The following is a 24,679-nucleotide window of genomic DNA, read 5'->3' on the forward strand; positions in this document are numbered from 1 at the left end:
CGACGCCATGGTCGCCGCGCTGCACGACGCCGGCATCCGGCTGATCGTCGACATCGTCCCCAACCACTCCTCCGACCGCCACGAGTGGTTCCAGCAGGCGCTCGCCGCCGGACCGGGATCACCCGAACGAGCCCGGTACATCTTCCGCGACGGCCGCGGCGAGCACGGCGAGCTGCCCCCGGCGGACTGGACCTCGGTCTTCGGCGGACCCGCCTGGACCCGGATCACCGAACCCGACGGCACCCCGGGACAGTGGTACTTCCACCTCTTCGCCCCCGAGCAGCCCGACTTCGACTGGAGCAATCCCGAAGTCCGCGAGGACTTCCGCACCACGCTGCGCTTCTGGTCCGACCGCGGCGTGGACGGATTCCGCGTCGACGTCGCCCACGGGCTGACCAAGGACCTGCCCGAGGAGCTGCCCACGCAGGCCGCACTGGACGCCATGCCCAAGGACGGCACGCATCCGATCTGGGACCGCGACGAGGTCCACGAGATCTACGCCGACTGGCGGACGGTCTTCGACGAGTACGATCCGCCGCGGATCGCAGTGGCCGAGGCCTGGGTCGACGCCGAGCGCCGCCCGCGCTACGCCAGCGCCGAGGGACTGGGCCAGGCGTTCAACTTCGACCTGCTCGCCGCCGACTTCGACGCCGCGCAGTTCCGTGAGATCGTCACGTTCAACCTGGAGCTCACGGCGACCTCCGGATCGTCCTCGACGTGGGTGTTCTCCAACCACGACGTCGTCCGCCATGCCAGCCGCTACGGACTGCCGCCGAAGGCCGACGACGAGGAGAAGGCCGGGCGGAACTGGCTGCTCAGCCGCGGCACCGAGCCGCAGCTGGACGCCGAGACCGGGCTGCGCCGGGCGCGGGCGGCGACGCTCTTCGAGCTGGCGCTGCCGGGCAGCGCCTACCTCTACCAGGGCGAGGAGCTGGGCCTGCACGAAGTCGCCGACATCGCCGACGACGCTCGACAGGACCCGACGTTCTTCAACAGCAGCGGTGCCGAGATCGGCCGGGACGGCTGCCGCGTGCCGCTGCCGTGGACGACGACGGGCCCCTCGTACGGCTTCGGCGAGGCCGCGCCGCACCTGCCCCAGCCGGAGTGGTTCGCCGACCACGCCGTCGAGCGGCAGGAGCACGATCCGGAGTCGACGCTGGCGATGTACCGCCGGGCGCTGCATCTGCGGCGCGAGCTGCAGACCGACGAGACCCTCGAATGGCTCGAGACCGACGCGGACGACGTGCTGGCCTTCCGCCGCCCCGGAGGCTGGGTGACGGTCACCAACTTCGGCACGACGTCGGCGGAGCTGCCGTCCGGCGAGGTGCTGCTGGCCAGCGGACCGCTCGACGGCGAGGCGCTGCCGGGCGAGACCACGGTCTGGCTGCGCGGCTGAGCCGGAAGCGCTGAACCGGCCCGGCCGAGGCGGCCGCCGCGGAGCCCCCGTCGGATCATCCGGCGGGGGCTCCGCCGTGCGGGGCCGGCCCCGGAGGCGCGGTCAGGTCCGGCCGGCGGCGGCCCGCTCGGCGTCGCGCCTTCGGTCCTCCCGCGCCATGCGGGTCAGCTCCGCGCCGGCCTCGGCGTCCCGGGTGAGGTTCTCCCCCGTCGCCGGGTCGAAGAGGTGGATGCGCCGGGTGTCGATCCACAGCCGGGCGGTGTCGCCGCCGCGCAGCCGCGAGGCGGCGTCGACGGCGATGACCAGCTGGGTGCGCAGCTCGTCGGCGTCCATCTCCTCGGCCAGCGTGCGCATCGTCTCGGCCACCCGGGGGTCGTTCTCATAGGAGACGTAGACGTACTGCTCGTTGCCCAGCCACTCGGTGTGGGTCAGCTCGGCGGTGAAGGTCGAGCCCTTGGACAGCTGGACCTCGCTCAGCGTGGAGGCGTCCTCGAAGAAGCTCGGGCGGATCCCGGCCAGGACGATGTCCCGGCCGGCGCCCGCGGATGCGGCCTCGGCGGGCAGTGCGACGTCCCCCAACGGCGTCTTGAGCACCGACCCCTCGACGGTGCCGGGGACGAAGTTCATCGACGGGGCGCCGATGAACCCGGCGACGAAGAGGTTGGCCGGCTGCTCGTAGAGCTCGCGCGGCGAGGCCACCTGCTGCAGCACGCCCTTCTTCAGCACCGCCACCCGGTCGCCGAGGGTCATCGCCTCGGTCTGGTCGTGGGTGACGTAGACCGAGGTGGTGTTCAGCTGCCGCTGCAGCCGCGAGATCTCCGCCCGCATCTGCCCGCGCAGCTTCGCGTCGAGGTTCGACAGCGGCTCGTCGAAGAGGAAGGCCTGGGCCTCGCGCACGATGGCGCGCCCCATGGCCACGCGCTGGCGCTGGCCGCCGGAGAGGTTGCCGGGCTTGCGGTCGAGGTGCTCGTCGAGCTCGAGCATCGTCGAGGCCCGCCGCACGCGCCGGTCGATCTCGTCCTCGCCGAAGGCGCCCTTGACCAGACGCATCGGGAAGGCGATGTTCTCGTAGACGGTCAGATGCGGGTAGAGGGCGTAGTTCTGGAAGACCATCGCCAGGTTCCGGTCCCGCGGAGCCAGATCGTTGACCCGCTGCCCGCCGATCAGCAGGTCGCCGGAGGTGATGTCCTCCAGGCCGACGATCATGCGCAGCAGCGTCGACTTCCCGCAGCCGGAGGGGCCGACCAGGATGACGAACTCGCCGTCGTCGATGTCCAGGGAGACGTCGTTGACCGCCGGGAAGCCGTCCCCGTACTCCTTGACGATGTTCTGCAGGGTGATCGATGCCATGGTGTGAAGTCCTCTCTGACGAGTCAGCCTTTGACGGCGCCCTGGGTGAGCCCGGAGACGATCCTCCGCTGGAAGAGGAGCACCAGCACGACCACGGGGATGGTGACCACGATGGCCGCCGCCGAGATCGCGCCGGTGGGCTCCTGGAACTGCGAGGCGCCGGTGAAGAACGCCAGCGCCGCCGGCACCGGACGGGCCGCCTCCGTGGAGGTCAGCGAGATCCCGTAGACGAAGTCGTTCCAGGCGATGAAGAAGGCCAGGATCGCGGTGGTGAACACCCCGGGGGCGGCCAGCGGGACGATGGCCCGGCGAAAGGCCTGCCACTGGGTGGCGCCGTCGACCAGGGCCGCCTGTTCCAGCTCCCAGGGGATCTGCCGGAAGAAGGCCGAGAGCGTCCAGATCGAGATCGGCAGCGTCAGCGACAGGTAGGGGATGATCAGGCCGGGCCAGGTGTCGTAGAGACCGATGCCGCGCCAGACGTTGAACAGCGGCGTGACCACCGAGATCACCGGGAAGATCGAGACCGCCAGGGCCGAGCCGAGGATGACCTTCTTGCCGGGGAAGTCCAGCCGGGCGATGGCGTAGGCGCAGAGCGTGGCCAGCACGACGGCGATGAAGGTCGCGATGAGCGTGATGCCGATGGAGTTGCGCAGCGCCGGCAGGAACAGGTCCCGCGCGTCTCCGGTGAAGAGCATCGCGTAGTTGTCCCAGGTCCAGTTCGTCGGCAGGAAGGCCCGCTGCCCGAGGGCCGCCTGAGTCTTGAAGCTGGTGGCCAGGATGGAGGCCACCGGGAACAGCGCGTAGCCGAGCACCAGCAGGGTCAGCACCGTCCATCCGAGGCGCTGTCGGCCGGAGAGTCGCTTTCCAGTGGCCATCACTTCTTCCCTCCAGTGGGCTTCGCGTCGGTCCCGCTGGCCAGGTCGACCTTGAAGAACCGGATCGCGATCCAGCAGATCAGCAGCACGCAGGCGAACAGCACCACCGAGATCGCCGAGCCCATGCCGATCTCCAGGCGGCTGATCGAGGTCTTGTACGCCAGCATCGAGAGCACCTCGGTGCCGGCGCTGCCGTTGGTCATGATGAAGACGTTGTCGAAGATGCGGAAGGCGTCCAGCGCGCGGAAGAGCACCGCGACCATGATGGCCGCCTTCATGTTCGGGATCGTCACCCGGGCCATCTGCTGCCGCCAGGTCGCGCCGTCGACGCGGGCGGCCTCGAGCAGCTCGTCGGGGACCTGGGCGAGCCCGGCGAGCAGCAGCAGCGCGATGAACGGCGTGGTCTTCCAGATCTCCGAGGCCATGATGACGGTGATCGCCGTCGGGAACTGGGCGAACCAGTCGAGGTCGGCGCCGATGCCCGGCACCCAGTCGAACCAGACGTTGATGAAGCCGGAGTTGATGTCGAACATGTAGTACCAGGCGAAGGCCGAGACCACCGTGATGATCCCGTAGGGCACCAGGATCGCGGTGCGCAGCATGCCGCGCAGCGCCTTCAGCGCCCGATGCATCACCAGCGCCAGGCCGAAGCCGAGCACGAGCTCCACGGCGACGGTGACCACGGTGACCAGCACGGTGACCCCGAGCGACTGCCAGAAGACCGGGTCGGTGAAGATCGTCAGGTAGTTGCCGACGCCGACGAATTCCCGGTCGCCCGGCGCGGTGAGCCGGAAGGAGAACAGCGAGTCGAAGATCGCCTGGGCGATCGGGTAGGCCGTCACCGAGAGCATGATGAGGAACGCCGGTCCGGCGAGCAGCCAGCCGAGGCGGACCTCGGCCCGGCCGCGGGCCGACCGGCCGGCGCGCCGTCGACGCCGCGCCGGGGCCGGGTTCTCTGCTGCGGTCGTCACAGGAGACGCTCCCCTCTGAGCACGTCGATCACATACTCATCCGCCTCGGCCGGGGTCGACTCGGGGTCGATCTCGTCGAGCGGCGTGTAGTGCTCCTGGATCGTGGTGGAAATCTCGTTGTAGTAGGGGGTCTGCGGCCGCGGTGCGGCGTTCTCCAGGGACTCGCGGATCGCGTCGGCCATCGGGTAGTCCTCCGCGATGCGCGGGTCCTCGAAGGCCTCCGCCGAGGACGGCGGATTGCCGTTGGTCACGAAGTATTCGGCCTGATGCTCCGGCCGCACGATGCATTCGACGGCCTCGTAGGCCAGGTCCGGGTGCTCGGAGTCGGCACCGACGCCGAGGTTGATTCCGCCCAGCGGCGGGGCCGACGGCGTGCCCTCGTCGACCCGCGGGTACTGGGCCCATCCGATGTCCTCCGGCACCTCGGCGTCGATGGTGCCCTCTTCGGCCGCGGCGTTCGTCGCCGCCCAGACGAAGGGCCAGTTGACCATGAACGAGCCCTGCTCCCCCTGGAAGAGCAGCATCGACTGGTTCTCGTCCATCGAGGCGATGCCCGGCCCGCCGAGGCCCTCGTCGCCGATGCGCGCCAGGATCTCGGCGGCCGCCGTCCCGGCGGGCGAGTCGAGAGTCGTGCTGATCTCCCCCGCCGGCGCCGAGGGGTCCTCGATGATCTGCTCGTCCTGCGAGGCGATCAGGGCATTTACCCAGACGGTCATCGACTCCGCCCGGATGCCCTGCACGCCGAGATGCTTGTCCTGCTCGGCCGCGACGTCCATCACCTGCTCCCAGGTCACCGGCCCGGACATGTCCAGGCCGGCCTCCTCGACCACCGATTCGCGGTACCAGAGCAGCTGGGTGTTGGCCCAGAACGGGATGGTGACGAGCTCGTCGTTCCACTGCGCCCCCGCCAGCGCGCCGTCGAGGGTGTCCTGCGTGGTGGCCTCGGCGACGTCCTCGGGCACCGGGGCGAGGAAGTCCGGCTCTGCGAGCTCGGGGATGAACGGCGGGTCGATGCTCATGATGTCCATCGAGGTGTCGCCGGCGGCGAGTCGGCGGGCCAGCTGCTCGCGCTGCTGCGGCGCATCGCGGGGCAGCAGCGAGGCCTCGATGCGGTACCGGCCGTCGGCCTCCTGCGTGCACCGTTCGGCCAGCATCTGCTGACCGCCGTCGTCGGGATTCATGTACCAGGTCAGCACCGGAGCCTCCGCCTCGGCGGCGCATCCGGAGGCGAGCAACCCGCCCGCGATCAGTGCAGCGGCCGTGGTCAGCAGACACCGGCCACGTCGGCCGCCGAGGCGCCCGGGAGGTCTGATCGGCTCGCTCACGTCCATCGCGCGTCCGAAGCTGTCGGGATCTGCCATATCGAGTCCGCCTCTCCCACGACCGATGGGACCAGACACACCGTCGATCACCGGCGATGCGTGATGCACATCACTCTATACCGACCCTCAGCAGGTCGCCAACGGTCCACGCGGACGAGGTGTCGGGCGAATCGTGCCGAGAGGATGCTTCGAGAATCTGGCGGCATGATCAGCGGGCGAGGGACATGATGGAGCGGAACGCCGCAGCCAGCACATCACTCAGGCCGCGCGGCACCTCAGACAGTGCGGCGGCCGCCCCTGCGCATCGCGGCCACGGCGACGCCGATAAGAGCAAGGAGCGCGGCCGCACTCACGAGGTAGAGCGGCAGCGCCCATGGTGAGTGGTCGCCTCCGCCGATCGCGTAGGTGTCGGCCAGAGCCATGCCAGGGCCGAACGACGCACCCATGTAGGCCAAAGGTCCGCAGACGAGGATCATGAGGTAGATCGTCGCGGGGGCCAGCGGGTCCGTGCCGGTGCGCACGGCCACGGCCACCAGCACCACGACGGCGACAGCCGGGCCGACGCTCATGATGGCGACGGCCTGCCGGATGTTCATGGACTCGCCCGCCTGTGCCAGATCCTGCCGGATCTGATCATGCTGGTCACCGGGAACAGCCGCATCGGGGTTCAGCCAGAAGATCTGGAACAGGGCCCAGAGCGCGTATGCAGTGACCAGAACTGTGCCCAGCAGAGACACCGCCACGGCTGGCCATCGCCGACGTGGTGGAATGCTCATGCCGACAGAGTATCGGCAGTCGACCTCGGTCGAAAGCACCTCCCGCGGTTCGTCCCGGGCAGGCTCGCCGCGCGCGGGAGCCGCGCCCGCCCGAGCGGCCTCAGGCGCTCTTCTTGCGCAGCTTCTTCGCCTCGGCGTGCGTGAGCAGCTCGGGCTCCGCACCCTCGCGGACGGTGGCGCCGGTGATCGTCACCGCGGCGACGTCGTCGCGTCCGGGCAGCTCGAACATGATCGGGTTCAGCACGCCTTCGAGGATCGACCGCAGTCCGCGGGCGCCGGTTCCCCGGGCGACGGCCTTCTCCACGATCGCTCGCAGGGCGTTCTCCTCGAACTCCAGCTCGACGCCGTCGAAGGCGAAGATCTTCCGGTACTGCTTCAGCAGCGCGTTGCGCGGCTCGCTGAGAATGGTGATCAGCGCGTCCTCGTCGAGCTCCTCGACGGTGGCCACCACCGGCAGCCGGCCGATGAACTCCGGGATCAGCCCGAACTTGTGGAGGTCCTCCGGCTCGACGTCGGCGTAGCTCAGCTCCTCCTGGTTGACCGTGTTCAGCGGGGCGCCGAAGCCGATGCCCTTGCGGCCGGCGCGGGACCCGATGATCTCCTCGAGTCCTGCGAAGGCGCCGGCGACGATGAACAGCACGTTCGTCGTGTCGATCTGCATGAACTCCTGCTGAGGGTGCTTCCGCCCGCCCTGCGGCGGCACGGAGGCCACGGTGCCCTCGAGGATCTTCAGCAGCGCCTGCTGCACGCCCTCGCCGGAGACGTCCCGGGTGATCGAGGGGTTCTCCGACTTCCGCGAGATCTTGTCGATCTCGTCGATGTAGATGATGCCCTGCTCGGCCTTCTTGATGTCGCCGTCGGCAGCCTGGATCAGCTTCAGCAGGATGTTCTCGACGTCCTCGCCGACGTAGCCCGCCTCGGTGAGACTGGTGGCGTCGGCCACGACGAAGGGCACCTGCAGCTTCCGCGCCAGCGACTGTGCCAGGTAGGTCTTGCCCGCACCCGTGGGACCGACCATCAGGATGTTGGACTTGCCGATCTCGACGTCGTCCAGCGGCCCCTTCTCCAGCGAGGTGGTCTTCTGCGCCGACCCGGAGGCCTGGATGCGCTTGTAGTGGTTGTGCACCGCCACCGCGAGCTGTCGCTTGGCCTGGCCCTGGCCGATCACGTATTCGTCCAGGAAGTCGCAGATCTCCCGCGGCGTGGGCAGCTCGAGCTCATCGGGCTCCTGCACCTCGTTGAGGTACTCCTCGATGATCTCGTTGCAGAGCTCGATGCACTCGTCGCAGATGTAGACGCCGGGGCCCGCGATGAGCTTATACCGCACCTGCTTCTGACTCTTCCCGCAGAACGAGCACTTCAGCAGGTCAGCGCTCTCGCCGATACGTGCCATGCCTGTTTGTTCCCCTTCTGCTGGACGAGTCCGGCCGCGACCGACGACGGCGCCGCCGGCCTGATCGATGGTGACGGGTCGAAGACCGCGCTCACCAGACTACTGCAGACCGACGACGCCGCCGCGGACGTCAGACCGGAAGTTTCCGGGAGGCGAGCACCTCGTCGACCAGCCCGTATTCCTTGGCCTCCTCGGCGGAGAGGAACTTGTCGCGGTCGATGTCCTCGCTGACCTGCTCGGCCGACTTGTCGGTGTGGCGGGCCAGGACCTCCTCCATCCAGGTGCGGATCCGACGGATCTCGTCGGCCTGGATGGCCAGGTCGGTGGCCGTGCCCTGCTGGCCGCCGACGGCCGGCTGGTGGATCAGCGCACGGGCGTTCGGCAGCGCCAGCCGCTTGCCGGGAGTGCCCGCGGCCAGCAGCACCGCCGCGGCGGAGGCCGCCTGCCCCAGGCAGACGGTCTGCACATGCGGGCGGATGAACTGCATCGTGTCGTAGATGGCGGTCATCGCGGTGAAGGAGCCGCCGGGCGAGTTGATGTAGAGGGTGATGTCCCGCTCGGAGTCCATCGACTCCAGCACCAGCAGCTGGGCCATGATGTCGTCGGCCGCGGCGTCGTCCACGGGGCTGCCGAGGAAGACGATGCGGTCCTCGAAGAGCTTCGCGTAGGGGTCCTGGCGCTTGAAGCCGTACGGGGTGCGCTCCTCGAACTGCGGCAGGATGTAGCGTGCGTCGGGCATCGCCGGCGAGGCCGGAGTGCCGGCGGGCATCGCGGTCGGCGCCGCGGGGGCGCCCTGGGCGGAGTCGTTGTCGAAGGTGTTCATGCGGTGGTGCTCCTGTGCTCCTGGTGGCCTGATTCTGCTGAAGCGGATCGATCCCGCGGCGTGAGGCTCAGACTCCCCCGCCGCCGGAGACGGTGGAGGACCGCTGGGCGATCTTGTCGAAGAAGCCGTACTCGAGGCCCTCCTCGGCGGTGAACCACTTGTCGCGGGCGTTGTCCGCCAGGATCGTGTCCACCGACTGGCCGGTCTGCTCGGCGGTCAGCTCGGCCATGATCTGCTTCATGTGCTGGATGAGCTGGGCCTGGATCCGCACGTCCGACTCGGTGCCGCCGATGCCGCCGGAGGGCTGGTGCATCAGGATCCGCGCGTGCGGAGTGGCGAAGCGCTTGCCCGGGGCGCCGGAGGAGAGCAGGAACTGTCCCATGGAGGCGGCCAGACCGGTGGCCACGGTGACGACGTCGTTCGGGATGAACTGCATCGTGTCGTAGATGGCCATGCCGGCGGTCACCGAGCCGCCCGGAGAGTTGATGTAGAGGTAGATGTCCTGCTCGGGGTCCTCGGCGGAGAGCAGCAGCATCTGCGAGCAGATCGCGTTGGCGTTCTCGTCGCGGACCTCCGACCCGAGCCAGATGATCCGCTCCTTGAGCAGGCGGTTGTAGATGTAGTCGTCGCGGGACGCCGGGTCCACGGTCGACATGCTGGGCAGGCTCTCAGACATGGACGTTCCTCCACTCACGGGTTCTTCAAGGCCTTCTCGCCGGCGCCGTCGTCCTCCGCCCCGGCTGCGGCGACGGAGTGACGGTCCGACGACACGACGTTCATGCCCCGACATTACTCGGTGGACGCGCGTCGGCGGGCGACGACGGCGGACTGTTCGCTGTTGGCGCAGGGTCCCCCGCCGCACGCCGTACACACACGACGACGGCGGGCCGGTGCCGGTCGTCCGGCTCCGACCCGCCGTCGCGGGAGGTTCGGGGCGGAGAGGTCGCGAGGACCTCTCCGCCGCGGGCGGGCGACGTCGCCGTCGGCCGCCTCGACGATCACTTCTCCTCGGAGGTCTCCTCCGCGGTCTCGCCCTCGGCCTGCTCCTCAGCCTGCTCGTCGGCCTGCTCCGCGTCGTCCTCGCCCTGCGGGGTGACGAAGCTGCTCAGGTCGACCTCCTGGCCCTCGGAGTCCTTCACCGTGGCCTGCTCGAGCACCTTGGCCAGCGCCTTGCGGCGGCGCACCTCGCCCATGACCATCGGCACCTGGCCGGCCTGGTCGAGCATCTGGGCGAACTGGTTGGGCTCCATGCCGTACTGACCGGCAGTGGAGACGATGTACTCGATGAGCTCGCCCTGGTCGACCTCGATCTCCTCCTTCTCGGCGACCAGGTCCAGCACGACCTCGTTGCGGAAGGCCTCGCGGGTCTGCTCGGCGATCTCCTCGCGGTGCTCGGAGGTGTCGTGGTCGTCGCCCTCGGAGTGCTCGCCCTGGGAGAAGTGCTGCTCGACCTGCGACTCGACCACCGAGTCCGGGACCGGAACCTCGACCATGGACATGAGCTTCTCCAGCGCCTTGTCGCGCGCCTCGACGCCCTGCTCGGTGACCAGGTTCTCCTCGGCCTTCGACGCCAGATCGGCCTTCAGCTCGTCGATCGTGTCGAACTCCGAGGCCATCTGGGCGAACTCGTCGTCGGCCTCGGGCAGCTCGCGCTCCTTGACCGCCTGCAGCGTGACCTTCACCGAGGCCGCCTCGCCGGAGCGGTCGCCGCCGGAGAGGGTGGTCTCGAAGGTGGCGTCCTCGCCGGCCGACAGGCCCTCGAGGGCCTCGTCGATGCCCTCGAGCATCGTGCCCGCGCCCACCTGGTAGGACAGGCCGGAGGCGTTGTCGACCTCCTCGCCGTCGATGGTGGCGACCAGGTCGATGGTCACGAAGTCGTCCTTCGCGGCCGGGCGCTCGACCTCCTTGAGCGTGCCGTAGCGGCCGCGCAGCTCGTCGAGCTGCTCCTGGACCGCGGCCTCGTCGGCGGAGCGCGCCTCGACCTCGATCTCGAGGCCGGAGTAGTCCGGCAGCTCGACCTCGGGCTTGACGTCCAGCTCGCCGGAGAACTTCAGGACGCCCTCGTCCGTCTTCTCATCCGGAATCTCGGTGACCTCGACCTCCGGGCGGGACAGCGGGGAGATCTCGGCCTCGGTCAGGCCCTGCTGGTAGAACTCGTTCAGACCGTCGTTGATCGCGGTCTGCAGCACATAGCCGCGGCCGACGCGCTGGTCGATGATCGGGGCCGGAACCTTGCCCTTGCGGAAGCCGGGGATCTGAACCTGCTCCGCGATGCTCTTGTAAGCGGCCTGGATCTTGGGCTCAAGCTCCTCCGAGGACACCTCGACCGTCAGCTTGACGCGAGTCGGGTTCAGATTTTCAACGGTGCTCTTGACCACGTGGGGGCTCCTGACAGAAGACGTCTGATCATGTCTGATGGGGGTGCCGTGCTGCGGGCCGCGGCGTGCGTCCGCCCGCTCGACGGTGTCGACGGTGGGACGGAGACGGCATCCCCGCGGCTCGGCCGCCGTCGGGGTGACAGGATTTGAACCTGCGGCCTCCCGCTCCCAAAGCGGGCGCTCTGCCAAGCTGAGCTACACCCCGATCATCGCCCGCCGCGGACGACTCCGTCGACCCGCTGAGGGGCGACGGCGACCGGCAGACGGCACGGACCGCTCCACGATACCGTGCGCGATGCAGTCGCGGCGAATCTCACGGCCGCCCGGCGCCGGCGGCCGCCCGAGGCGGCGCCCGGACGCTCGAGCAGACCTTCTGCACCCTCCATGTCACCGAATCCGGTGAGGCTGACTGGTCTTGTGGCGCCTGTCACGGGACCCTATTCTGACGGCATCGGCCCGGACTCGGACTCTCCGGGCAGAGCGATCTCGAGGAGACCCGTCATGAATGCTCCCGCCTCCGTCGCCTCCTGCCAGGTCACCGAGTGCGCCTTCAACGCTGACGGCTGCCACGCCGACGCCGTGACCATCGCCGGCTCCGAAGGTGCGCCGACCTGCGGCACTTTCATCGAGCTCGACGTCCGCGGCGGCCTGCCCACCGCGCAGGGCCACGTCGGGGCCTGCCAGCGTCTCGAATGCATGCACAACAAAGACCTGATGTGCACTGCGGAGGCCGTCACCATCGGCGGCGACACCACGAACTGCCTCACCTACGAACAGGAGTGACCGCCTGGGGCGACGGCCTCGTCAGGCGGTCGCGCGCCAGGCGCGCAGAGCCTCCTGCAGCTCGGCCATGCCCTGCACCGGGCGGTCGAAGGCCAGGACGACTGATCGGACCTGGTCGCCGCTCCGGACGAGCCAGGTGCAGCCCTCCGCGTCCACGTCCAGAAGCACCGGGGCGGCGAGCTGCTCCTGCGGTGCGGCCACCGGTCGGCCGATGATCCCGCGTCGCGAGCCGTCGACGAGCTCCTCCAGGAGACGCCGCACCGCGGCATCGTCGAGCGCGGCCGCGACGTCGAGGGCGTCCCACTCGCGACCCGGCGCGGGGAATGCTCCGCCGTCGACCACGGCACTCCAGGGGAGCTTCTCGACGTCGTCCCGGGCGTGGACGAGCACGGTCTCCGTCGACAGCAGGCCCAGGACCGCTCCCGGCGCCTGAGCGGCCGCGTGCAGCGGCTCGGACTCCGTTCCGGTGTCCAGCAGGCGAGAGGACTCCTCGGCGGAGAGCAGTCGAAGGGTGCCCAGGGCATGCAGACTCGCGATCTGGACACGCAGATCAGAGGGAGCGCCCAGCTGTTCGATGCTGACCCTCACCTCCATCCGCTCCGGCAGGCCGGATGCGCCGACGGGGAGGCGAGCCTCGGGCACCGCCACGAGCCAGTCGCCGGCGGCGGTCAGGCCGTGGGCCAGCGGCGCCAGCGCCGGCTGGGATGCCCACCGATAGGCCACGACGTCGATGACCCCCGCCCCGCCGAGCAGACGCCGGGCCGTCGACCGCGCGCAGCGGCGACGCACTTCGGCGCCATCGGCCAGACGCGCGACGTCGCGCGTCGTCCCTGTCGTCTCGCTCGTCATGTGCAGTGCTCCCTCGGCCATGGGGCGGGGTTCGGACGCCGACGCCCCGCAGAATCTCCACCATTGAAGCACACCCCAAGGCGGTTACGACATATGATCATGAGGTAATTGAGGCCGCCAGGGGCGGAAGACTCCGCCGCGACCATCTGCGCCGCATGCTTCACCGCAGGTCGGACCCCTGTGGCCCGTCCAGCGCCCCCGACGAACGGCAGCCGGCACGGGTCGTCACCCGAGGACTGCCGCACTGCCGGCCAGAGGCCGACCGGAGGGTCGCCCTGAGCCTGACCGGGGGGACTTGCCGGGAATTCCACGGGGATCAGACGGGGATCAGACGGGGACACGCTTCACGACGGACAGAATCGGTCCTGTCGCGGAGCACGGCTCGGACGTATCATGACGCCATGGCTACTCGCGGACACGACGGCCCCGCGAAGGACCCCGGCCTGGCTCTGGTGCTGACCATCCTGGGCTTCTTCTTCGTGGCGGGCCTGCAGTACTTCTACCTGGGCAAGATCCTCAAGGGCGTGCTCTTCCTGATCACCCTGGGCTTCCTCTACGTGGGCACGATCATCTCGCTGTTCACCATCGGCGGCGAGACGCGCCGAGTCAACGCCGAGCGCGCCCTGGGCATGCGCTGACGCGGAGCGACCGGCCGGGCGTGCTCGCCCCATCGCCCCCTGGGCTCCACGGCGTTCTCCCAGAACCGCGGCGCTGAAACCGGAGGATGTCGCGAAAGCTCCATGACACGGGGCGGCTTCGGGCGGGTGCCGGGCCGGGGAGGCAGCGCGGGACTTCGGGACCTCCTGAAGACGACGAGACCCCGCCTCCCGAAGGAAGCGGAGTCTGATCGTATGAAGTTTCTCAGCGGGCCCCCGAGACTCGAACCCGGAACCTACAGATTTGGCCTCTCACCGCGTCCGCCGACTCGTCGTTGCAGCGGCCTGACCTGGGGGTAATCCGCCATGGTTTCCTCGCGCGATTTCCGTGACCCCGTCGTCACTCCCATCGCGCCGGCGGGCTTCAATCGGAGCATGACGCACATCACTCCGGACTGGAACGGGCCGATCAACGATTGGAAGGACCGGATCAGGGTCGCCCGCCGGGCCGAGTCAACTGTGAAGCTGAGGGGCTCACAGACCCGCCGACTCGGGTGCCACTTCCACGACCGCACTCCCTGGGACCTCGACAACGAAACGCTCATCCGATGGATGGCAGAACAGGACTGGGACTCCGACACACAGTGCGTCCACCGCTCAGCGTTCAGATCCTTCTGGAGCTGGGCCGTAGCCACTGGACGCTGCACCACCAACCCCGCCGTTGAACTGCCGGCCTCCCGAGCCAAGGCCGTCCGCCCGCGGCCGGCTCCCGAACAGGTCGTGCAGACCGCACTCGACCGCGCCGGCGAGCGCGAGCGGCTGATGATCATGTGTGGTGCCTTCGCGCGGATGCGGGCGTGCGAGATCGCCCGCCTCCACCTCACAGATATGTTCCAGGACCTCGACGGCTGGTCGGTCGTCGTCCACGGCAAGGGCGGCAAGGACCGGCTGGTGCCGCTGTCCGATGACCTCGCCGGGATGCTGGCGGACCTGCCGAGAGAACGGCGGCTGGGCCTTCCTCGGCCGCCTCGACGGGCACCTCTCCCCCAAGCGGGTCTCCGAGCTGCTGTCCGAGGCGCTCGGCCCGCACCGGACCGGGCACACGCTGCGGCACCGATTCGGAACGAGGGTCTACTCCTCCTCGAGGGACATCCGGGCGGTCCAGGAGCTGTTCGGCCACGCCTCGGCGGTGACGACCCAGCGTTACACCGGGCTGCCCGACGGCGCGATGCGCGCCGCCGCCCAGGGCGCCGAGACCCCGTCACCCCCCCCCCCGCGAGGAGACCTACGTGGCTGCCGACGCCGCGGCCGAGGACATCAGCTGCCAGGATGAGCCGGAGCCCGAGCCGGAACCGGATCCCGAGCCGACACAGGAGGAACCGGCGCCCAGTGGAGGTGGTGGGGACAACTGCGCGGCAGGATATTCACCGTGTGTGCCGGTCTATCCGCCGGATGTGAAAAGCGCAGACGTCTCCGAGCCGGTCATTGTCACCGGCAACGACCCGCACGGTCTGGACCGTGATGGCGACGGCGTCGCCTGCGAGTCGGGATGATCAGAGGGCGCGGGCGAAGACCTGCGATACGACCAGGGAATCACCAGTTCCGCGTAAGCCTACGGTCATGACCCTTGTGTAGCGTGGGGAGTACCTCATCGAGGTGCGAGTGATCGGACCCCCGGCTTGGCCTTCTGTGCGCATCATCAGCGCTGGTCAATCCCGGGGGTCTTCTCTGTGTCTCAGGGCTGGTGCGGCCGCGTCTCGCGCCCGGTACGTGCTCGGAAGCGTCGTGTATTGACGAGTGACATAGATCATGCTTACATTTACCACGATGTAATGTTACCGATCACTCAGCACGGCGAGCGTGTATGCCTCTGGGGCGTACACGGAAGGAATTGCCGCTACCGGGGGAAGGGACCACTGTGACGGCACGCTGGAGAATTACCAAGGCACTGAGTGTCATCACTGTCAGCACGCTGGCGCTCACCAGCTGCGGGCAGGGAGGATCTGGAGACGGGGACGCCGAACTGCGGTTCCTCTGGTGGGGGGTCCGACACCCGCCATCGAATGACTCAAGAGGTCATCGATCAGTTCGAAGAAGAGCATCCTGATATCACCATCAACGCCGAGTATGGCGGGTTCGACGACCAATGGGACCAGTTGGCCACTCAAACTGCTGGCGGCAATGCCCCTGACATCATCCAAATGGACGAAAAGTACCTCCGTGAATACGCCGACCGTGGCACCCTGCTGGAACTCAATGCTGTAGATGTCGACCAGCATGAGGAGACTGCAGTGGAGAACGGAACGGTCGATGGTGCGCTCTACGCGGCCACTATGGGTATGAACGCCCAAGTACTTATCGCCGACCCGCAGCTTTTCGAACAGGCCGGTGTTGAGATGCCCGATGACGAGACATGGACTTGGGACGACTTCTCCCAGATCACAGCAGACCTGACAGAAGGGTTGGACGACGGATGGGGAACTGCCGGGCCACGAGGCATCGGCGCATTCCAAACCTGGATCCGTCAGAGCGGGGGCAATGTCGTCACCGAGGATGGAGAGCTCGGCTTCGAAGTCGATGCGGCCGCTGGATACTTCGAGTACTTCTCCGAGCTGCTTGACCAGGGAGTGCTGCCTCCGGCAGAGGTGATTCAGGAGAACACCAGTGCTCCGATGGAGGAGAGCCTGCCGGCTACTGGCCGAGAGGCGATCTCGACGTGGTGGACCAATGAGTCTGTCGCGCTCACTGAGGCTGCTGGGCACAAGATGGAGATCTTGCGATACCCCAGTCGCACGGGGAACCCAGAGGATGCTGAGCCGTGGTACAAGTCCTCGATGTATCTCTCCGCCTCTGCAGGCACAGAGTATCCAGAAGCGGCTCAGGCGTTCATCGACTACTTCGTCAACTCCCGGGCAGCCGCTGATATCACCGGAGTTGAGCGCGGCATCCCGTCGAACCCGCAAGTCCGCGAGCACGTCCAGCAAGATCTGGAAGCGATGGAAGCCGACACTGTCGAGTACATCGACGCTATCGAGTCTGACCTGGGGGACCCGGAACCGCTGACTGCGCCGGGAGCGTCGAACTTCAATGACATCCTGGGCCGATACCAGATGGAAGTATTCTTTGGCCGAATGAACCCGGATGAGGCTGCCCAGTCCATGTATGGCGAAATGGAGGCACAGCTCTCTTGATCGCTCTATTCCCAGACCCGACCGGTCAGCACGGGGTCCTGTTTGCCCGGACAAACGTCGTTCAGGTAATCACCAGCTCCACGAAACAGGAAGGACATAACCTCTCTGTAGCATGGTGCTTACGCCCCTGAGGAGTTCCATGTGAATGGCAAGCCCCGGACTGACGAGGAATCGACGTCCTTCTCCGCGTCAGCCCGGGGCTACGTCTGTGCGTTCAGGCATAAGAAGGCCCTCGGTGCGGCAGCTCCATGATCACGAAACTCACCGGGGGCCGACGCGAGGAATACACCTGAGGGGACGTGATGACCTCGCGATAAGCAGTCTACGGGTTCCGGGGGTGCATTCTGCATCAGGGGCAAGTCCGGTGGAGTGGTGTATGAGCCGTGATCCTTCTCGGCTGTGGCCCTGGGATCAGGCCGCCAGCGGATCGATCGTGCGGGAGCCCACCCACTCGTTGAGGAGCTCACGGGTCTCAGCATCGGCGTCAGCGTCACTGGCGAGCCGAGTCTGCTCGAGGGCGTCGAGGTTCATATACCGCCGCCCTTCGGCCCACTCGTCGTGTTGCTCGGCCAGCACTGCCCCGACCAGTCGGATGATGGCCTCCCGGTCGGGGAAGATGCCGACCACGTCGGTGCGGCGGCGGATCTGACTGTTCAGCCGCTCGTTGGGGTTGTTCGACCAGATCTTGGCCCAGAGCTGCTTGGGGAAGCAGGTGTTGGCCAGGATCTCCTCACGAGCCTGTCCGAGATGATCAGCGACCTTCGGCAGCTTGGCTTCCAGCGCCTCGACGACCCCGTCGAACTGGGCGTGGACTCCTGCGGCGTCGGGCTGGTCATAGATGCTGTGCCGCAGCGTCTTCACCCACGTCCACGAGGCCTTCGGCGGCTGGCTCATCAGATTCGCCGTATAGTGGCTCCGGCACCGTTGCCACGACGCGCCGGGCAGAGTCGCGGCGATCGCGGCCTTCAACCCCGGATGGACATCGGAGGTGACCCGTTTGACCCCGGTCATCCCGCGGGCGACGGGATCCCGGAAGAACCTCAGCCAGCCGGGGCCTTCGTCGCTGGAAGGGACCTGGATCCCGAGGACCTCGCGGTGCCCATCAGCGTTGATCCCAGTGGCGACGAGCGCGTGGACTGGCACCACCCGGCAGGCTTCGCGGATTTTGAGCACCAGCGCGTCAGCGGCGACGAACGTGTACGGGCCGGCATCCAGCGGGCGGGTGCGGAAGGCTTCGACCTGCTCATCGAGCTCGCCGGCCATCTGGCTGACCTGGGATTTGGAGAGGCTCTCGATGCCCGGGGAACCCACGAGCTTATCCATCCGCCGGGTGGAGACTCCGAGGATGTAGCAGGTCGCGACCACCGAGGTCAGGGCACGTTCGGCGCGCTTGCGGCGTTCGAGCAGCCAGTCGGGGAAGTAGGAGCCTTCGCGCAGCTTGGGCACGGCCACGTCGAGGGTGCCGGCACGGGTGTCGAAATCGGGGTGGCGGTAGCCGTTGCGCCTGTTGGTCCTGGTCTCGCTGGTGACCCCGTAGTCAGCGCCGCAGACCGCGTCGGCCTCGGCAGAGAGCAGAGTGTTGATGAAGGTCTGGAGCAGGTCGCGCAGCAGGTCCGGGCCCGCCTGGTGGATCTGTTCCTCGAGCAGACGGGTGAGGTCGATACGTCGACGGCGTGGCGGTCATCGTGATGCCTTTCTCCGAGAGGGACGTAGAGAGCTTTCTCGAAGGATCACACGATGGCCGTCACGTCTATGTCTTCGACGCGCCCACCGGGTGCCGTACACCACTCTGACGGACGCTACTCGCTCGAGCTCGCAGATGCGCTGGAGCATCCTGGTCTGCTCAGCGCGATCCTGCGTCGTCTCGGACGGCTCGAAACCGTGGTGGATCATCCTGCGGTTCTTCACTCATAGCCGCAGGGTCGACTTCGACGATCCCAGATCGTCGCAGACCTGCTGCTGAGTCATCCCGGAATCGAGGAGCTCCAGTGCGGTAGCGCGGAACTCCTCGGAGTAGATCTTCGGCATAGTGACTATCCTCTCTGTTCGCTCGAGCAGTCAGGAATTCAACCGCACCTTCAGCAGACCCTTCATGTTCCGCATGTACTGGGCGAGCTCGACGCAGGTGGCCTCGGCGGTTGTCTCGCCGTCGGCTCCGGTGAAGTTCGGATACAAGCTTCAGGACGTATCCGCCGAGCAGCGGGACCGTCATGCTCAGTGTCTTCTTGACTCCGTGATCGACGACGGGAAGTCACGATCGGCATTCCGGAGGACTGACTCGGGCCGCCCCGAGGTGTTCTCAACTCGGGTGATGCTCATGCCGCTCCCCTTACTCGCCGCCTTCGACTTCTCGGCCACGTACCGATCGAGCTCGGTCTTATCGACGGGGTAGGGGTCTTGGGGGCCTTGAGACCCGCGGCTGGGCTCTATCTTGCCCTCGTGGAAGAGGCGCAGCAGGTTCTGGCGAGTCATCCCCAGATACCGGGCATCGTGTCCGGTAGCCATCTGCTCGCTTGATATATGGAAATTCTGCATCCAGATGGCAAGGGTTATAAAATGACAGGTACCGGTGCGTTATGAATTCTTGGGAATCGACACTCGCCAAGTTGTCACACGCACACTAGCGTTACACATGACAGGGGGAAATCAGGGGGCGATGACCCATCATCGCCCGCATGAGGAGGAAGTCATGAGCCTGCAGCCAGAGATTGGGTTCGTTCCGGCTTGGACACAGGCAGACCGGCTCCGGAAGGCGCGAGAGGTCACAGGCCTGACGGCAGCGGAGTTCGGCAGGGAGATCGGCATCAGCCGGCAGTCGGTCGGCGCGGCCGAGCGCGGCGACGCCGAGCCGAAGCGCACCACGCTGATGGCGTGGGCGATGCGCAGCGGAGTCAGCCTGAAGTGGCTGGAAACAGGAGAAGCCCCGTCGCCAGGTGGTGGCGACGGGGCTTCGAAGAAGTGGGCCCCCCGGGACTCGAACCCGGAACCTACAGATTAAGAGTCTGGTGCTCTGCCATTGAGCTAGAGGCCCTCATCCGGACCGCTGAGCGGTCCGTGCCGTGCGCCCCGTCTCCGGGGCAACGACATGAAACTCTAGCACCGTCCGCGGCGGCATGCCAATCCGCCCGAGGGTGACCCTGCTCTCATCGTCACGGCGAACCGGCGCCGCCGCCCGCAGCAGGATCCTGGGAGGACTCCATCGTGTCCATGAGCTCGTCGACGAAGGTCCAGAAGTCGGCCGCGTCGCGCTCCTGGTGGATGGTCACCTCGCCCAGCCCCGGAAGACGGGAGAACGTCGGCGTCCGACGCACGTCGAGCACGACGTGCTGGCCGGTCGACAGTGCGATCTCGAGCCGGCTGCCCTCGGCGGCGATCCCGGCGAGGTTCGTGAGGTTCACGGGCAGAGGCACCGAAGCAGGTGCCTGTTCGACGTCCTCTCCCCCGCCCCGTGCCCGCTGCACGGCCTCGTCGAGATCCGCAGGGCACAGCACCATCTCGCGCGGCTCCCGCCGGTAGCCGACGAGCAGATGCGTCGCCCGGCTGATCTGATCCTGGACGGCGTCGCCGGCGCTCTCGCCGGACCGGCCGGCGTCGCCCGCAGCTCCCCCGCCGGCGGCGTAGAGGATGTTGTACGAGCCGAAGTTCATCACCGAGGCGTCGAACGTCGCACGCAGCGCCGCCATGAGACGCGCCTCCGACTCGAGGCGCTCCAGCTCACCGTCCATGGCCGCCAGTCTACGGCCCCGAACCCGCACGTCCCACGGAACCGCGGCGCGGCGTCGCCGACGATAGGCTGGTGGGGAACCACGACGTCGACGACGAAGGACGGTCCGCACCATGGCACGACTCGAGCCCGGCCGGAAGGCCCCCGACTTCACCCTGCCGTCCGCCGAGGGCGGGACGGTCACCCTGCAGGACCTGCGCGGCGGCAAGGTCGTCGTGTACTTCTATCCCAAGGCCTCCACCCCCGGCTGCACCACCGAAGCCTGCGACTTCCGCGATTCGCTGGCCTCGCTGCAGGGCGCCGGGTACACGGTCCTCGGCATCTCCCCGGATGCGGTGCCGGCCCTGCAGAAGTTCGCCGACGAGCAGTCGCTGACGTTCCCGCTGCTCAGCGACGAGGATCACGCCGTCGCCGAGGCCTACGGTGCCTGGGGCGAGAAGACGAACTACGGCAAGGTCACCGAAGGCCTGATCCGCTCGACCGTGGTCATCGACGAGGAGGGCACCGTGGAGCTCGCCAAGTACAACGTCAAGGCCACCGGGCACGTGGAGCGGCTGCGCCGCGAGCTGGGCGTCTGAGCCGCGCCGTCCCGGCTCGGCGGAGCGCCGCCGCACGGACCCTCCGGACACCCCGGGACGACGGGCGGAGCCCCGCGGGGATGGCCGCCTCCCTCTTGTACACTGAGCAGTCGCGCCGCCTGGTGTCCCGCGCGCCGCAGCCCTGGCGTGCGGGGGCGCCCGGGGTCGGCGCGACCCGCGGGCGTGGCGGAATCGGTAGACGCGCTGGATTTAGGTTCCAGTGTCTTTGACGTGCGGGTTCAAGTCCCGCCGCCCGCACTGCGCCTCCCCGCCGGGATCGACGGGGCGGGACGCAGATCCTCGACGAGCGACGGGAGCGTGATGACGCCCGAGATCGACCGCCGACGCCTGCTCGGACTCGCCTCGGCCGCCGGCACCCTCGCGCTCGGCGGTCGGCTCGCCGGAGGCGCCGGCGAGTCGGACGCCTCGATCGCGGCGCACCCGGCCGCACAGGAGTCACAGCAGTCGCAGGAGACCGGCGACGCCGACGAGGCGGTCGTGCTCGCCGGCGTCTCGGCGGTGCGCTCGATGGACCCGGCCCTGGCGGTCGACACCGAGACCGAGCGGGTCTGCCGCCAGGTCTACGAGAGCCTGCTCGGCGTCGATCTGGACACCGGCGAGACCACCGCGCTGCTGGCCCGCGACTGGTCGGTCTCCGACGACGGGCTGACCTACGAGTTCCGGCTGCGCGAGGGCGTGACCTTCCACGACGGCACCGCCCTGGACGCCGACGTCGTCGTCGCCAACATCCGTCGCTGGGGCCGGCTCGACGCGCTCTACGGCGCCGGGACCCTGGACCGCACGGTGACCACTCCCTTCGTCGCGGTCTTCGGCGGGTTCCTGGGCGAGGACACCTGCGCGCTGGAATCCGTAGAGGCCCCCGATCCGACGACGGTGAGGCTCACGCTGTCCGAGCCGATCGTCGACCTGCCCCAGGCGCTGACGATGGCTCCCTTCGGGATCGCTTCGGCGGAGACTCTCGACGACGAGGATCCCGGCCTGGTCGCCCGCCGCCCGACGGGCACCGGGGCGTACCGGGTGGCCGCGATCGACGACGAACAGGCCCGGCTGGAGGCGTATGCGGACCACTGGGACGGAGAGCCCCAGGTCCCGGCGGTCACCGTGCGGACCCTGCCGCGGGCCTTCGACCGGCTGCGCGAGCTGCAGCGCGGCGCCGTCGACGTCTATGACTACATCACCGCCGACACGCTGCGCCCGCTGGTCCAGTCCGGGCGACTGATCCTGCAGCGCGATCCGTTCTCGGTCCTCTACCTCGGCTTCAACCTGGATCACCCGGTGATGTCCGACGTGCGCATCCGCGAGGCCGTCGCCCACGCCGTCGACCGCGACAGCCTGGTCCAGCAGCACTTCCTGGAGGGCAGCCGCACCGCGCGGCAGTTCATCCCCGCCGCGCTGGACGTCCAGTCCGACGACGCCGAGCGCCGCGAGCACAGCCGCAGCGCGGCCGAGGAGCTCATCGCGGAGTCCGGCTACGACGGCGAGCCGCTGCCCTTCTACTACCCGATGAACGCCACCCGCAGCTATCTGCCGCGGCCCGAGGCGATCTTCGCCGCGCTGGCCGCAGACCTGGCCGCCGTCGGCCTGCGCATCGAGCCCCGGCCCGTCCCCTGGGACGACGGCTACCTGGACACGATGCTCGGCGACGACCAGCGGGCGATGCATCTGCTGGGCCGCAACGGCGGCTACCGCTCGCCGCACTCCTTCTTCGGCCCGCTCTTCCAGCAGACCGGACCGGAGTTCCGCTACGACTCCGAGGAGGTCCGCAGCCTGCTGCGCGAGGCCCGCAGCACGCTCGACGACGAGGAGCGCGCCGACATCTATCGGCGCGTCGCCGACCACGTCGCCGAGGACCTCCCGGCGGTGCCCCTGGTGCATCCCATCTCCGGGCTGGCCCTGGGCGGAGACGTCTCCGACTATCCGATGTCCCCGGTGCTCATCGAGCCGTTCCGGGAGATCACGCTCAGCTGACCACGGATTTCATCCGCCCCCGTCGACGGCGGTAGAGTCAGGATCGAGCCCCGCCGAATCCGGCCGCGTCCGCCTGCGGCCGGGCCTTCGATTTTCTGCCGGCGACGGGGCCGGACGACCGTGAGGAGACATCAGTGGCGCAGTCTGCGGCGAGCGGCGAGAACCGGTACGACGTCGTGCTCATCGGCGGCGGCATCATGTCCGCCACCCTCGGCACGATCCTGCAGGAGCTGCAGCCGGACTGGTCCATCGGCCTGTTCGAAACGCTCGACCAGGCCGGCCAGGAGTCCTCGGACCCGTGGAACAACGCCGGCACCGGCCACTCGGCGCTCTGCGAGCTGAACTACACGCCGCGCGCCGCCGACGGCTCGGTCTCCACGACCAAGGCCGAGGGCATCAACGAGCAGTTCCAGGTCTCGCGGCAGCTGTGGTCGCACTGGGCCGAGGACGGCGTCGTCGGCTCGCCGCGGACCTTCATCAATGCGCTGCCGCACATCAGCTTCGTCTGGGGCGACGACAACGCCGACTACCTGCAGGAGCGTGCCGACGCGCTGCGCGACCGGCCGCTCTTCGCCGGGCTGGAGCACACCGAGGACCCCGCCGTCATCGAGCAGTGGGCCCCGCTGCTGATGCGCGGCCGCGACCCGCGGCAGCGCGTCGCCGCCTCGAAGGTGGAGACCGGCACCGACGTCGACTTCGGCTCGCTGACCCGCCAGCTGGCGAACCACCTGGCCGACGCCGGCGTGGACATGCGGTACAACCACGAGGTCCAGGGCCTGGAGCGCGGGGCCGACGGCCGCTGGGACGTGACGGTGAAGAACAAGTCGCGCGGCGAGCGGTTCACCGCCTCGGCCCGCTTCGTCTTCGTCGGTGCCGGCGGCGGGGCGCTGAGTCTGCTCCAGGACGCCGGCATCGACGAGATCCGCGGCTTCGGCGGGTTCCCGGTCTCGGGCAAGTTCCTGCGCGCGACCAGCACCGCCGTCGCCGAGCAGCACCACGCCAAGGTCTACGGCCTCGCCTCGGTCGGCGCGCCCCCGATGTCGGTGCCGCATCTGGACACCCGGTTCGTCGAGGGCCGCCGGACGCTCATGTTCGGCCCCTACGCCGGCTTCTCCACCAACTTCCTGAAGAACGGCTCGCTGACGGATCTGCCGTTCTCGGTGCGCGGCCACAATCTGCTGCCGATGATGCAGGTCGGCCTCGACAACACCGACCTGGTGACCTACCTCCTCAAGGAGGTCACCAAGTCGCGGTCGAAGAAGATCGAGGCGCTGCAGGACTTCTACCCCGACGCCGAGACCGACGGCTGGGAGATGATCACCGCCGGTCAGCGCGTGCAGGTCATGAAACGCAACGCCGAGGGCCGGGGCGTGCTGCAGTTCGGCACCGAGCTCATCGCCGGCGGCGACGGCACCATCGCCGGGCTGCTGGGCGCCTCCCCCGGAGCGTCGACGGCGCCGTCGATCATGTTCTCCCTCCTGGAGCGCTGCTTCCCGGCGCAGTTCGAGTCCTGGCGTCCGCGGCTGGAGCAGATGGTGCCCTCCTTCGGGCGGAAGCTCTCCGAGGACGCGCAGCTCCTCTCCGAGGTCACCGAGCACACCGCGTCCACGCTGCAGCTGCGCGACTGAGCACCCGCGGCGGAGCGCCGCGTCGGGCCGGGCGCGCCGTCGGCCCGGGCCGATCCG

The 24,679-nt window shown here is 68.5% G+C and carries 23 protein-coding genes and 3 tRNA genes; 11 read left to right on the forward strand and 15 right to left on the reverse strand.

The window, feature by feature from the left end:
• A partial coding sequence (locus GU5_RS0108435; protein WP_010525148.1) for an alpha-amylase family glycosyl hydrolase occupies nucleotides 1–1,396 on the forward strand: 1,396 nt, incomplete at its 5' end.
• A gap of 102 nt (nucleotides 1,397–1,498) precedes the next feature.
• Here GU5_RS0108435 and GU5_RS0108440 read toward each other — a convergent pair.
• The 10 genes from GU5_RS0108440 to GU5_RS0108490 form a co-directional block, all read right to left on the reverse strand.
• Nucleotides 1,499–2,746: an ABC transporter ATP-binding protein gene (locus tag GU5_RS0108440; RefSeq protein WP_010525149.1), complete on the reverse strand. Its 1,248-nt coding sequence runs from the start codon at nucleotides 2,744–2,746 to the stop codon at nucleotides 1,499–1,501.
• 23 nt (nucleotides 2,747–2,769) lie between these two features.
• On the reverse strand, nucleotides 2,770–3,621 hold the full coding sequence (locus GU5_RS0108445; RefSeq protein WP_010525150.1) for a carbohydrate ABC transporter permease: 852 nt from the start codon (nucleotides 3,619–3,621) through the stop codon (nucleotides 2,770–2,772).
• Entirely contained in the window at nucleotides 3,621–4,592 is a 972-nt protein-coding gene (locus GU5_RS0108450) for a carbohydrate ABC transporter permease (RefSeq protein ID WP_010525151.1), read from the reverse strand. The genes GU5_RS0108445 and GU5_RS0108450 overlap by 1 nt, the downstream gene beginning before the upstream one ends.
• Nucleotides 4,589–5,953, reverse strand: a complete 1,365-nt coding sequence (locus GU5_RS0108455; protein WP_010525152.1) for an extracellular solute-binding protein — start codon at nucleotides 5,951–5,953, stop codon at nucleotides 4,589–4,591. The genes GU5_RS0108450 and GU5_RS0108455 overlap by 4 nt, the downstream gene beginning before the upstream one ends.
• 236 nt (nucleotides 5,954–6,189) lie before the next feature.
• Complete coding sequence (locus GU5_RS14815; RefSeq protein ID WP_010525153.1) at nucleotides 6,190–6,657, reverse strand: hypothetical protein; 468 nt, start codon at nucleotides 6,655–6,657, stop codon at nucleotides 6,190–6,192.
• 133 nt (nucleotides 6,658–6,790) lie between these two features.
• The gene (gene clpX / locus GU5_RS0108465) at nucleotides 6,791–8,083 is read right to left on the reverse strand and encodes an ATP-dependent Clp protease ATP-binding subunit ClpX (protein ID WP_010525154.1); all 1,293 of its coding nucleotides are present in this window, start codon (nucleotides 8,081–8,083) and stop codon (nucleotides 6,791–6,793) included.
• A 130-nt stretch (nucleotides 8,084–8,213) separates the two neighbouring features.
• Nucleotides 8,214–8,852, reverse strand: coding sequence for an ATP-dependent Clp protease proteolytic subunit (locus GU5_RS0108470; RefSeq protein ID WP_029514144.1), 639 nt, complete (start codon nucleotides 8,850–8,852; stop codon nucleotides 8,214–8,216).
• Nucleotides 8,853–8,973: 121 nt separating this feature from the next.
• Entirely contained in the window at nucleotides 8,974–9,561 is a 588-nt protein-coding gene (locus tag GU5_RS0108475; protein ID WP_029514145.1) for an ATP-dependent Clp protease proteolytic subunit, read from the reverse strand.
• Between the two features lie 343 nt (nucleotides 9,562–9,904).
• Nucleotides 9,905–11,284, reverse strand: coding sequence for a trigger factor (gene tig / locus GU5_RS0108485; RefSeq protein WP_010525157.1), 1,380 nt, complete (start codon nucleotides 11,282–11,284; stop codon nucleotides 9,905–9,907).
• Between the two features lie 131 nt (nucleotides 11,285–11,415).
• A tRNA-Pro gene (locus GU5_RS0108490) sits at nucleotides 11,416–11,489 on the reverse strand.
• 296 nt (nucleotides 11,490–11,785) lie between these two features.
• Here GU5_RS0108490 and GU5_RS0108495 point away from each other — a divergent pair.
• Entirely contained in the window at nucleotides 11,786–12,067 is a 282-nt protein-coding gene (locus tag GU5_RS0108495) for a DUF1540 domain-containing protein (RefSeq protein WP_010525158.1), read from the forward strand.
• Between the two features lie 21 nt (nucleotides 12,068–12,088).
• On the opposite strand, the gene GU5_RS0108500 is transcribed toward GU5_RS0108495, so the two are convergent.
• Nucleotides 12,089–12,916, reverse strand: coding sequence for a hypothetical protein (locus GU5_RS0108500; RefSeq protein ID WP_010525159.1), 828 nt, complete (start codon nucleotides 12,914–12,916; stop codon nucleotides 12,089–12,091).
• Between the two features lie 401 nt (nucleotides 12,917–13,317).
• On the opposite strand from GU5_RS0108500, the gene GU5_RS0108505 reads away from it, so the two are divergent.
• The 4 genes from GU5_RS0108505 to GU5_RS15950 all read left to right on the forward strand — a co-directional run bounded on the left by GU5_RS0108505 (nucleotide 13,318) and on the right by GU5_RS15950 (nucleotide 16,703).
• Nucleotides 13,318–13,554 carry an NINE protein gene (locus GU5_RS0108505; RefSeq protein WP_010525160.1) on the forward strand — a complete coding sequence of 79 codons (237 nt, stop codon included), beginning with the start codon at nucleotides 13,318–13,320 and terminating at the stop codon, nucleotides 13,552–13,554.
• A 922-nt stretch (nucleotides 13,555–14,476) separates the two neighbouring features.
• Nucleotides 14,477–14,845 carry a tyrosine-type recombinase/integrase gene (locus tag GU5_RS17900; protein WP_029514147.1) on the forward strand — a complete coding sequence of 123 codons (369 nt, stop codon included), beginning with the start codon at nucleotides 14,477–14,479 and terminating at the stop codon, nucleotides 14,843–14,845.
• Nucleotides 14,802–15,065 (forward strand): excalibur calcium-binding domain-containing protein, encoded by a 264-nt coding sequence (locus tag GU5_RS16780; protein WP_033228054.1) that lies wholly within the window; start codon nucleotides 14,802–14,804, stop codon nucleotides 15,063–15,065. Before GU5_RS17900 ends, GU5_RS16780 begins: the two co-directional genes overlap by 44 nt.
• A gap of 510 nt (nucleotides 15,066–15,575) precedes the next feature.
• Nucleotides 15,576–16,703, forward strand: coding sequence for an ABC transporter substrate-binding protein (locus tag GU5_RS15950; protein WP_010525162.1), 1,128 nt, complete (start codon nucleotides 15,576–15,578; stop codon nucleotides 16,701–16,703).
• Nucleotides 16,704–17,114: 411 nt separating this feature from the next.
• Here GU5_RS15950 and GU5_RS14835 read toward each other — a convergent pair whose 3' ends face one another.
• Both GU5_RS14835 and GU5_RS17905 read right to left on the reverse strand, forming a co-directional pair.
• On the reverse strand, nucleotides 17,115–18,365 hold the full coding sequence (locus GU5_RS14835) for an IS256 family transposase (protein ID WP_050806643.1): 1,251 nt from the start codon (nucleotides 18,363–18,365) through the stop codon (nucleotides 17,115–17,117).
• A gap of 246 nt (nucleotides 18,366–18,611) precedes the next feature.
• On the reverse strand, nucleotides 18,612–18,731 hold the full coding sequence (locus GU5_RS17905; protein WP_010525164.1) for a helix-turn-helix domain-containing protein: 120 nt from the start codon (nucleotides 18,729–18,731) through the stop codon (nucleotides 18,612–18,614).
• A 661-nt stretch (nucleotides 18,732–19,392) separates the two neighbouring features.
• Between GU5_RS17905 and GU5_RS17910 the strand changes: the two genes are divergently transcribed.
• On the forward strand, nucleotides 19,393–19,701 hold the full coding sequence (locus GU5_RS17910; protein WP_010525166.1) for a helix-turn-helix transcriptional regulator: 309 nt from the start codon (nucleotides 19,393–19,395) through the stop codon (nucleotides 19,699–19,701).
• Here GU5_RS17910 and GU5_RS0108535 read toward each other — a convergent pair.
• Both GU5_RS0108535 and GU5_RS0108540 read right to left on the reverse strand, forming a co-directional pair.
• Nucleotides 19,663–19,734: transfer RNA gene (locus tag GU5_RS0108535), tRNA-Lys, on the reverse strand. The two genes, GU5_RS17910 and GU5_RS0108535, sit on opposite strands and share 39 nt — an antisense overlap.
• A gap of 118 nt (nucleotides 19,735–19,852) precedes the next feature.
• On the reverse strand, nucleotides 19,853–20,428 hold the full coding sequence (locus GU5_RS0108540; RefSeq protein WP_010525167.1) for a hypothetical protein: 576 nt from the start codon (nucleotides 20,426–20,428) through the stop codon (nucleotides 19,853–19,855).
• Between the two features lie 112 nt (nucleotides 20,429–20,540).
• Here GU5_RS0108540 and bcp point away from each other — a divergent pair, with 112 nt between their 5' ends.
• From bcp to GU5_RS0108560, 4 genes are all read left to right on the forward strand, one after another.
• Nucleotides 20,541–21,005: a thioredoxin-dependent thiol peroxidase gene (bcp, locus tag GU5_RS0108545; RefSeq protein ID WP_010525168.1), complete on the forward strand. Its 465-nt coding sequence runs from the start codon at nucleotides 20,541–20,543 to the stop codon at nucleotides 21,003–21,005.
• Nucleotides 21,006–21,182: 177 nt separating this feature from the next.
• Nucleotides 21,183–21,263 (forward strand) — tRNA-Leu (locus tag GU5_RS0108550).
• 63 nt (nucleotides 21,264–21,326) lie between these two features.
• A complete protein-coding gene (locus GU5_RS14845) occupies nucleotides 21,327–22,994 on the forward strand; it encodes an ABC transporter substrate-binding protein (RefSeq protein ID WP_010525169.1) in 1,668 nt (555 codons plus the stop codon).
• Nucleotides 22,995–23,128: 134 nt separating this feature from the next.
• On the forward strand, nucleotides 23,129–24,622 hold the full coding sequence (locus tag GU5_RS0108560) for a malate:quinone oxidoreductase (RefSeq protein WP_010525170.1): 1,494 nt from the start codon (nucleotides 23,129–23,131) through the stop codon (nucleotides 24,620–24,622).
• The last annotated feature ends 57 nt before the right edge of the window (nucleotides 24,623–24,679 follow it).

Origin of the sequence: Nesterenkonia sp. F, assembly GCF_000220985.1 — a bacterium.
Taxonomy (GTDB): domain Bacteria; phylum Actinomycetota; class Actinomycetes; order Actinomycetales; family Micrococcaceae; genus Nesterenkonia.

Coding starts and splice junctions, on each gene's coding strand:
- GU5_RS14845 (WP_010525169.1), top strand. CDS start 21,327: ATGACGCCCGAGATCGACCGCCGACGCCTGCTCGGACTCGCCTCGGCC.
- GU5_RS0108505 (WP_010525160.1), top strand. CDS start 13,318: ATGGCTACTCGCGGACACGACGGCCCCGCGAAGGACCCCGGCCTGGCT.
- GU5_RS17900 (WP_029514147.1), top strand. CDS start 14,477: ATGACCTCGCCGGGATGCTGGCGGACCTGCCGAGAGAACGGCGGCTGG.
- GU5_RS17905 (WP_010525164.1), bottom strand. CDS start 18,731: ATGCCGAAGATCTACTCCGAGGAGTTCCGCGCTACCGCACTGGAGCTC.
- GU5_RS0108445 (WP_010525150.1), bottom strand. CDS start 3,621: ATGGCCACTGGAAAGCGACTCTCCGGCCGACAGCGCCTCGGATGGACG.
- GU5_RS0108440 (WP_010525149.1), bottom strand. CDS start 2,746: ATGGCATCGATCACCCTGCAGAACATCGTCAAGGAGTACGGGGACGGC.
- GU5_RS0108475 (WP_029514145.1), bottom strand. CDS start 9,561: ATGTCGACCGTGGACCCGGCGTCCCGCGACGACTACATCTACAACCGC.
- GU5_RS17910 (WP_010525166.1), top strand. CDS start 19,393: ATGAGCCTGCAGCCAGAGATTGGGTTCGTTCCGGCTTGGACACAGGCA.
- GU5_RS0108470 (WP_029514144.1), bottom strand. CDS start 8,852: ATGCCCGCCGGCACTCCGGCCTCGCCGGCGATGCCCGACGCACGCTAC.
- bcp (WP_010525168.1), top strand. CDS start 20,541: ATGGCACGACTCGAGCCCGGCCGGAAGGCCCCCGACTTCACCCTGCCG.
- GU5_RS0108540 (WP_010525167.1), bottom strand. CDS start 20,428: ATGGACGGTGAGCTGGAGCGCCTCGAGTCGGAGGCGCGTCTCATGGCG.
- GU5_RS15950 (WP_010525162.1), top strand. CDS start 15,576: ATGACTCAAGAGGTCATCGATCAGTTCGAAGAAGAGCATCCTGATATC.
- GU5_RS0108455 (WP_010525152.1), bottom strand. CDS start 5,953: ATGGCAGATCCCGACAGCTTCGGACGCGCGATGGACGTGAGCGAGCCG.
- GU5_RS0108495 (WP_010525158.1), top strand. CDS start 11,786: ATGAATGCTCCCGCCTCCGTCGCCTCCTGCCAGGTCACCGAGTGCGCC.
- GU5_RS0108500 (WP_010525159.1), bottom strand. CDS start 12,916: ATGACGAGCGAGACGACAGGGACGACGCGCGACGTCGCGCGTCTGGCC.
- clpX (WP_010525154.1), bottom strand. CDS start 8,083: ATGGCACGTATCGGCGAGAGCGCTGACCTGCTGAAGTGCTCGTTCTGC.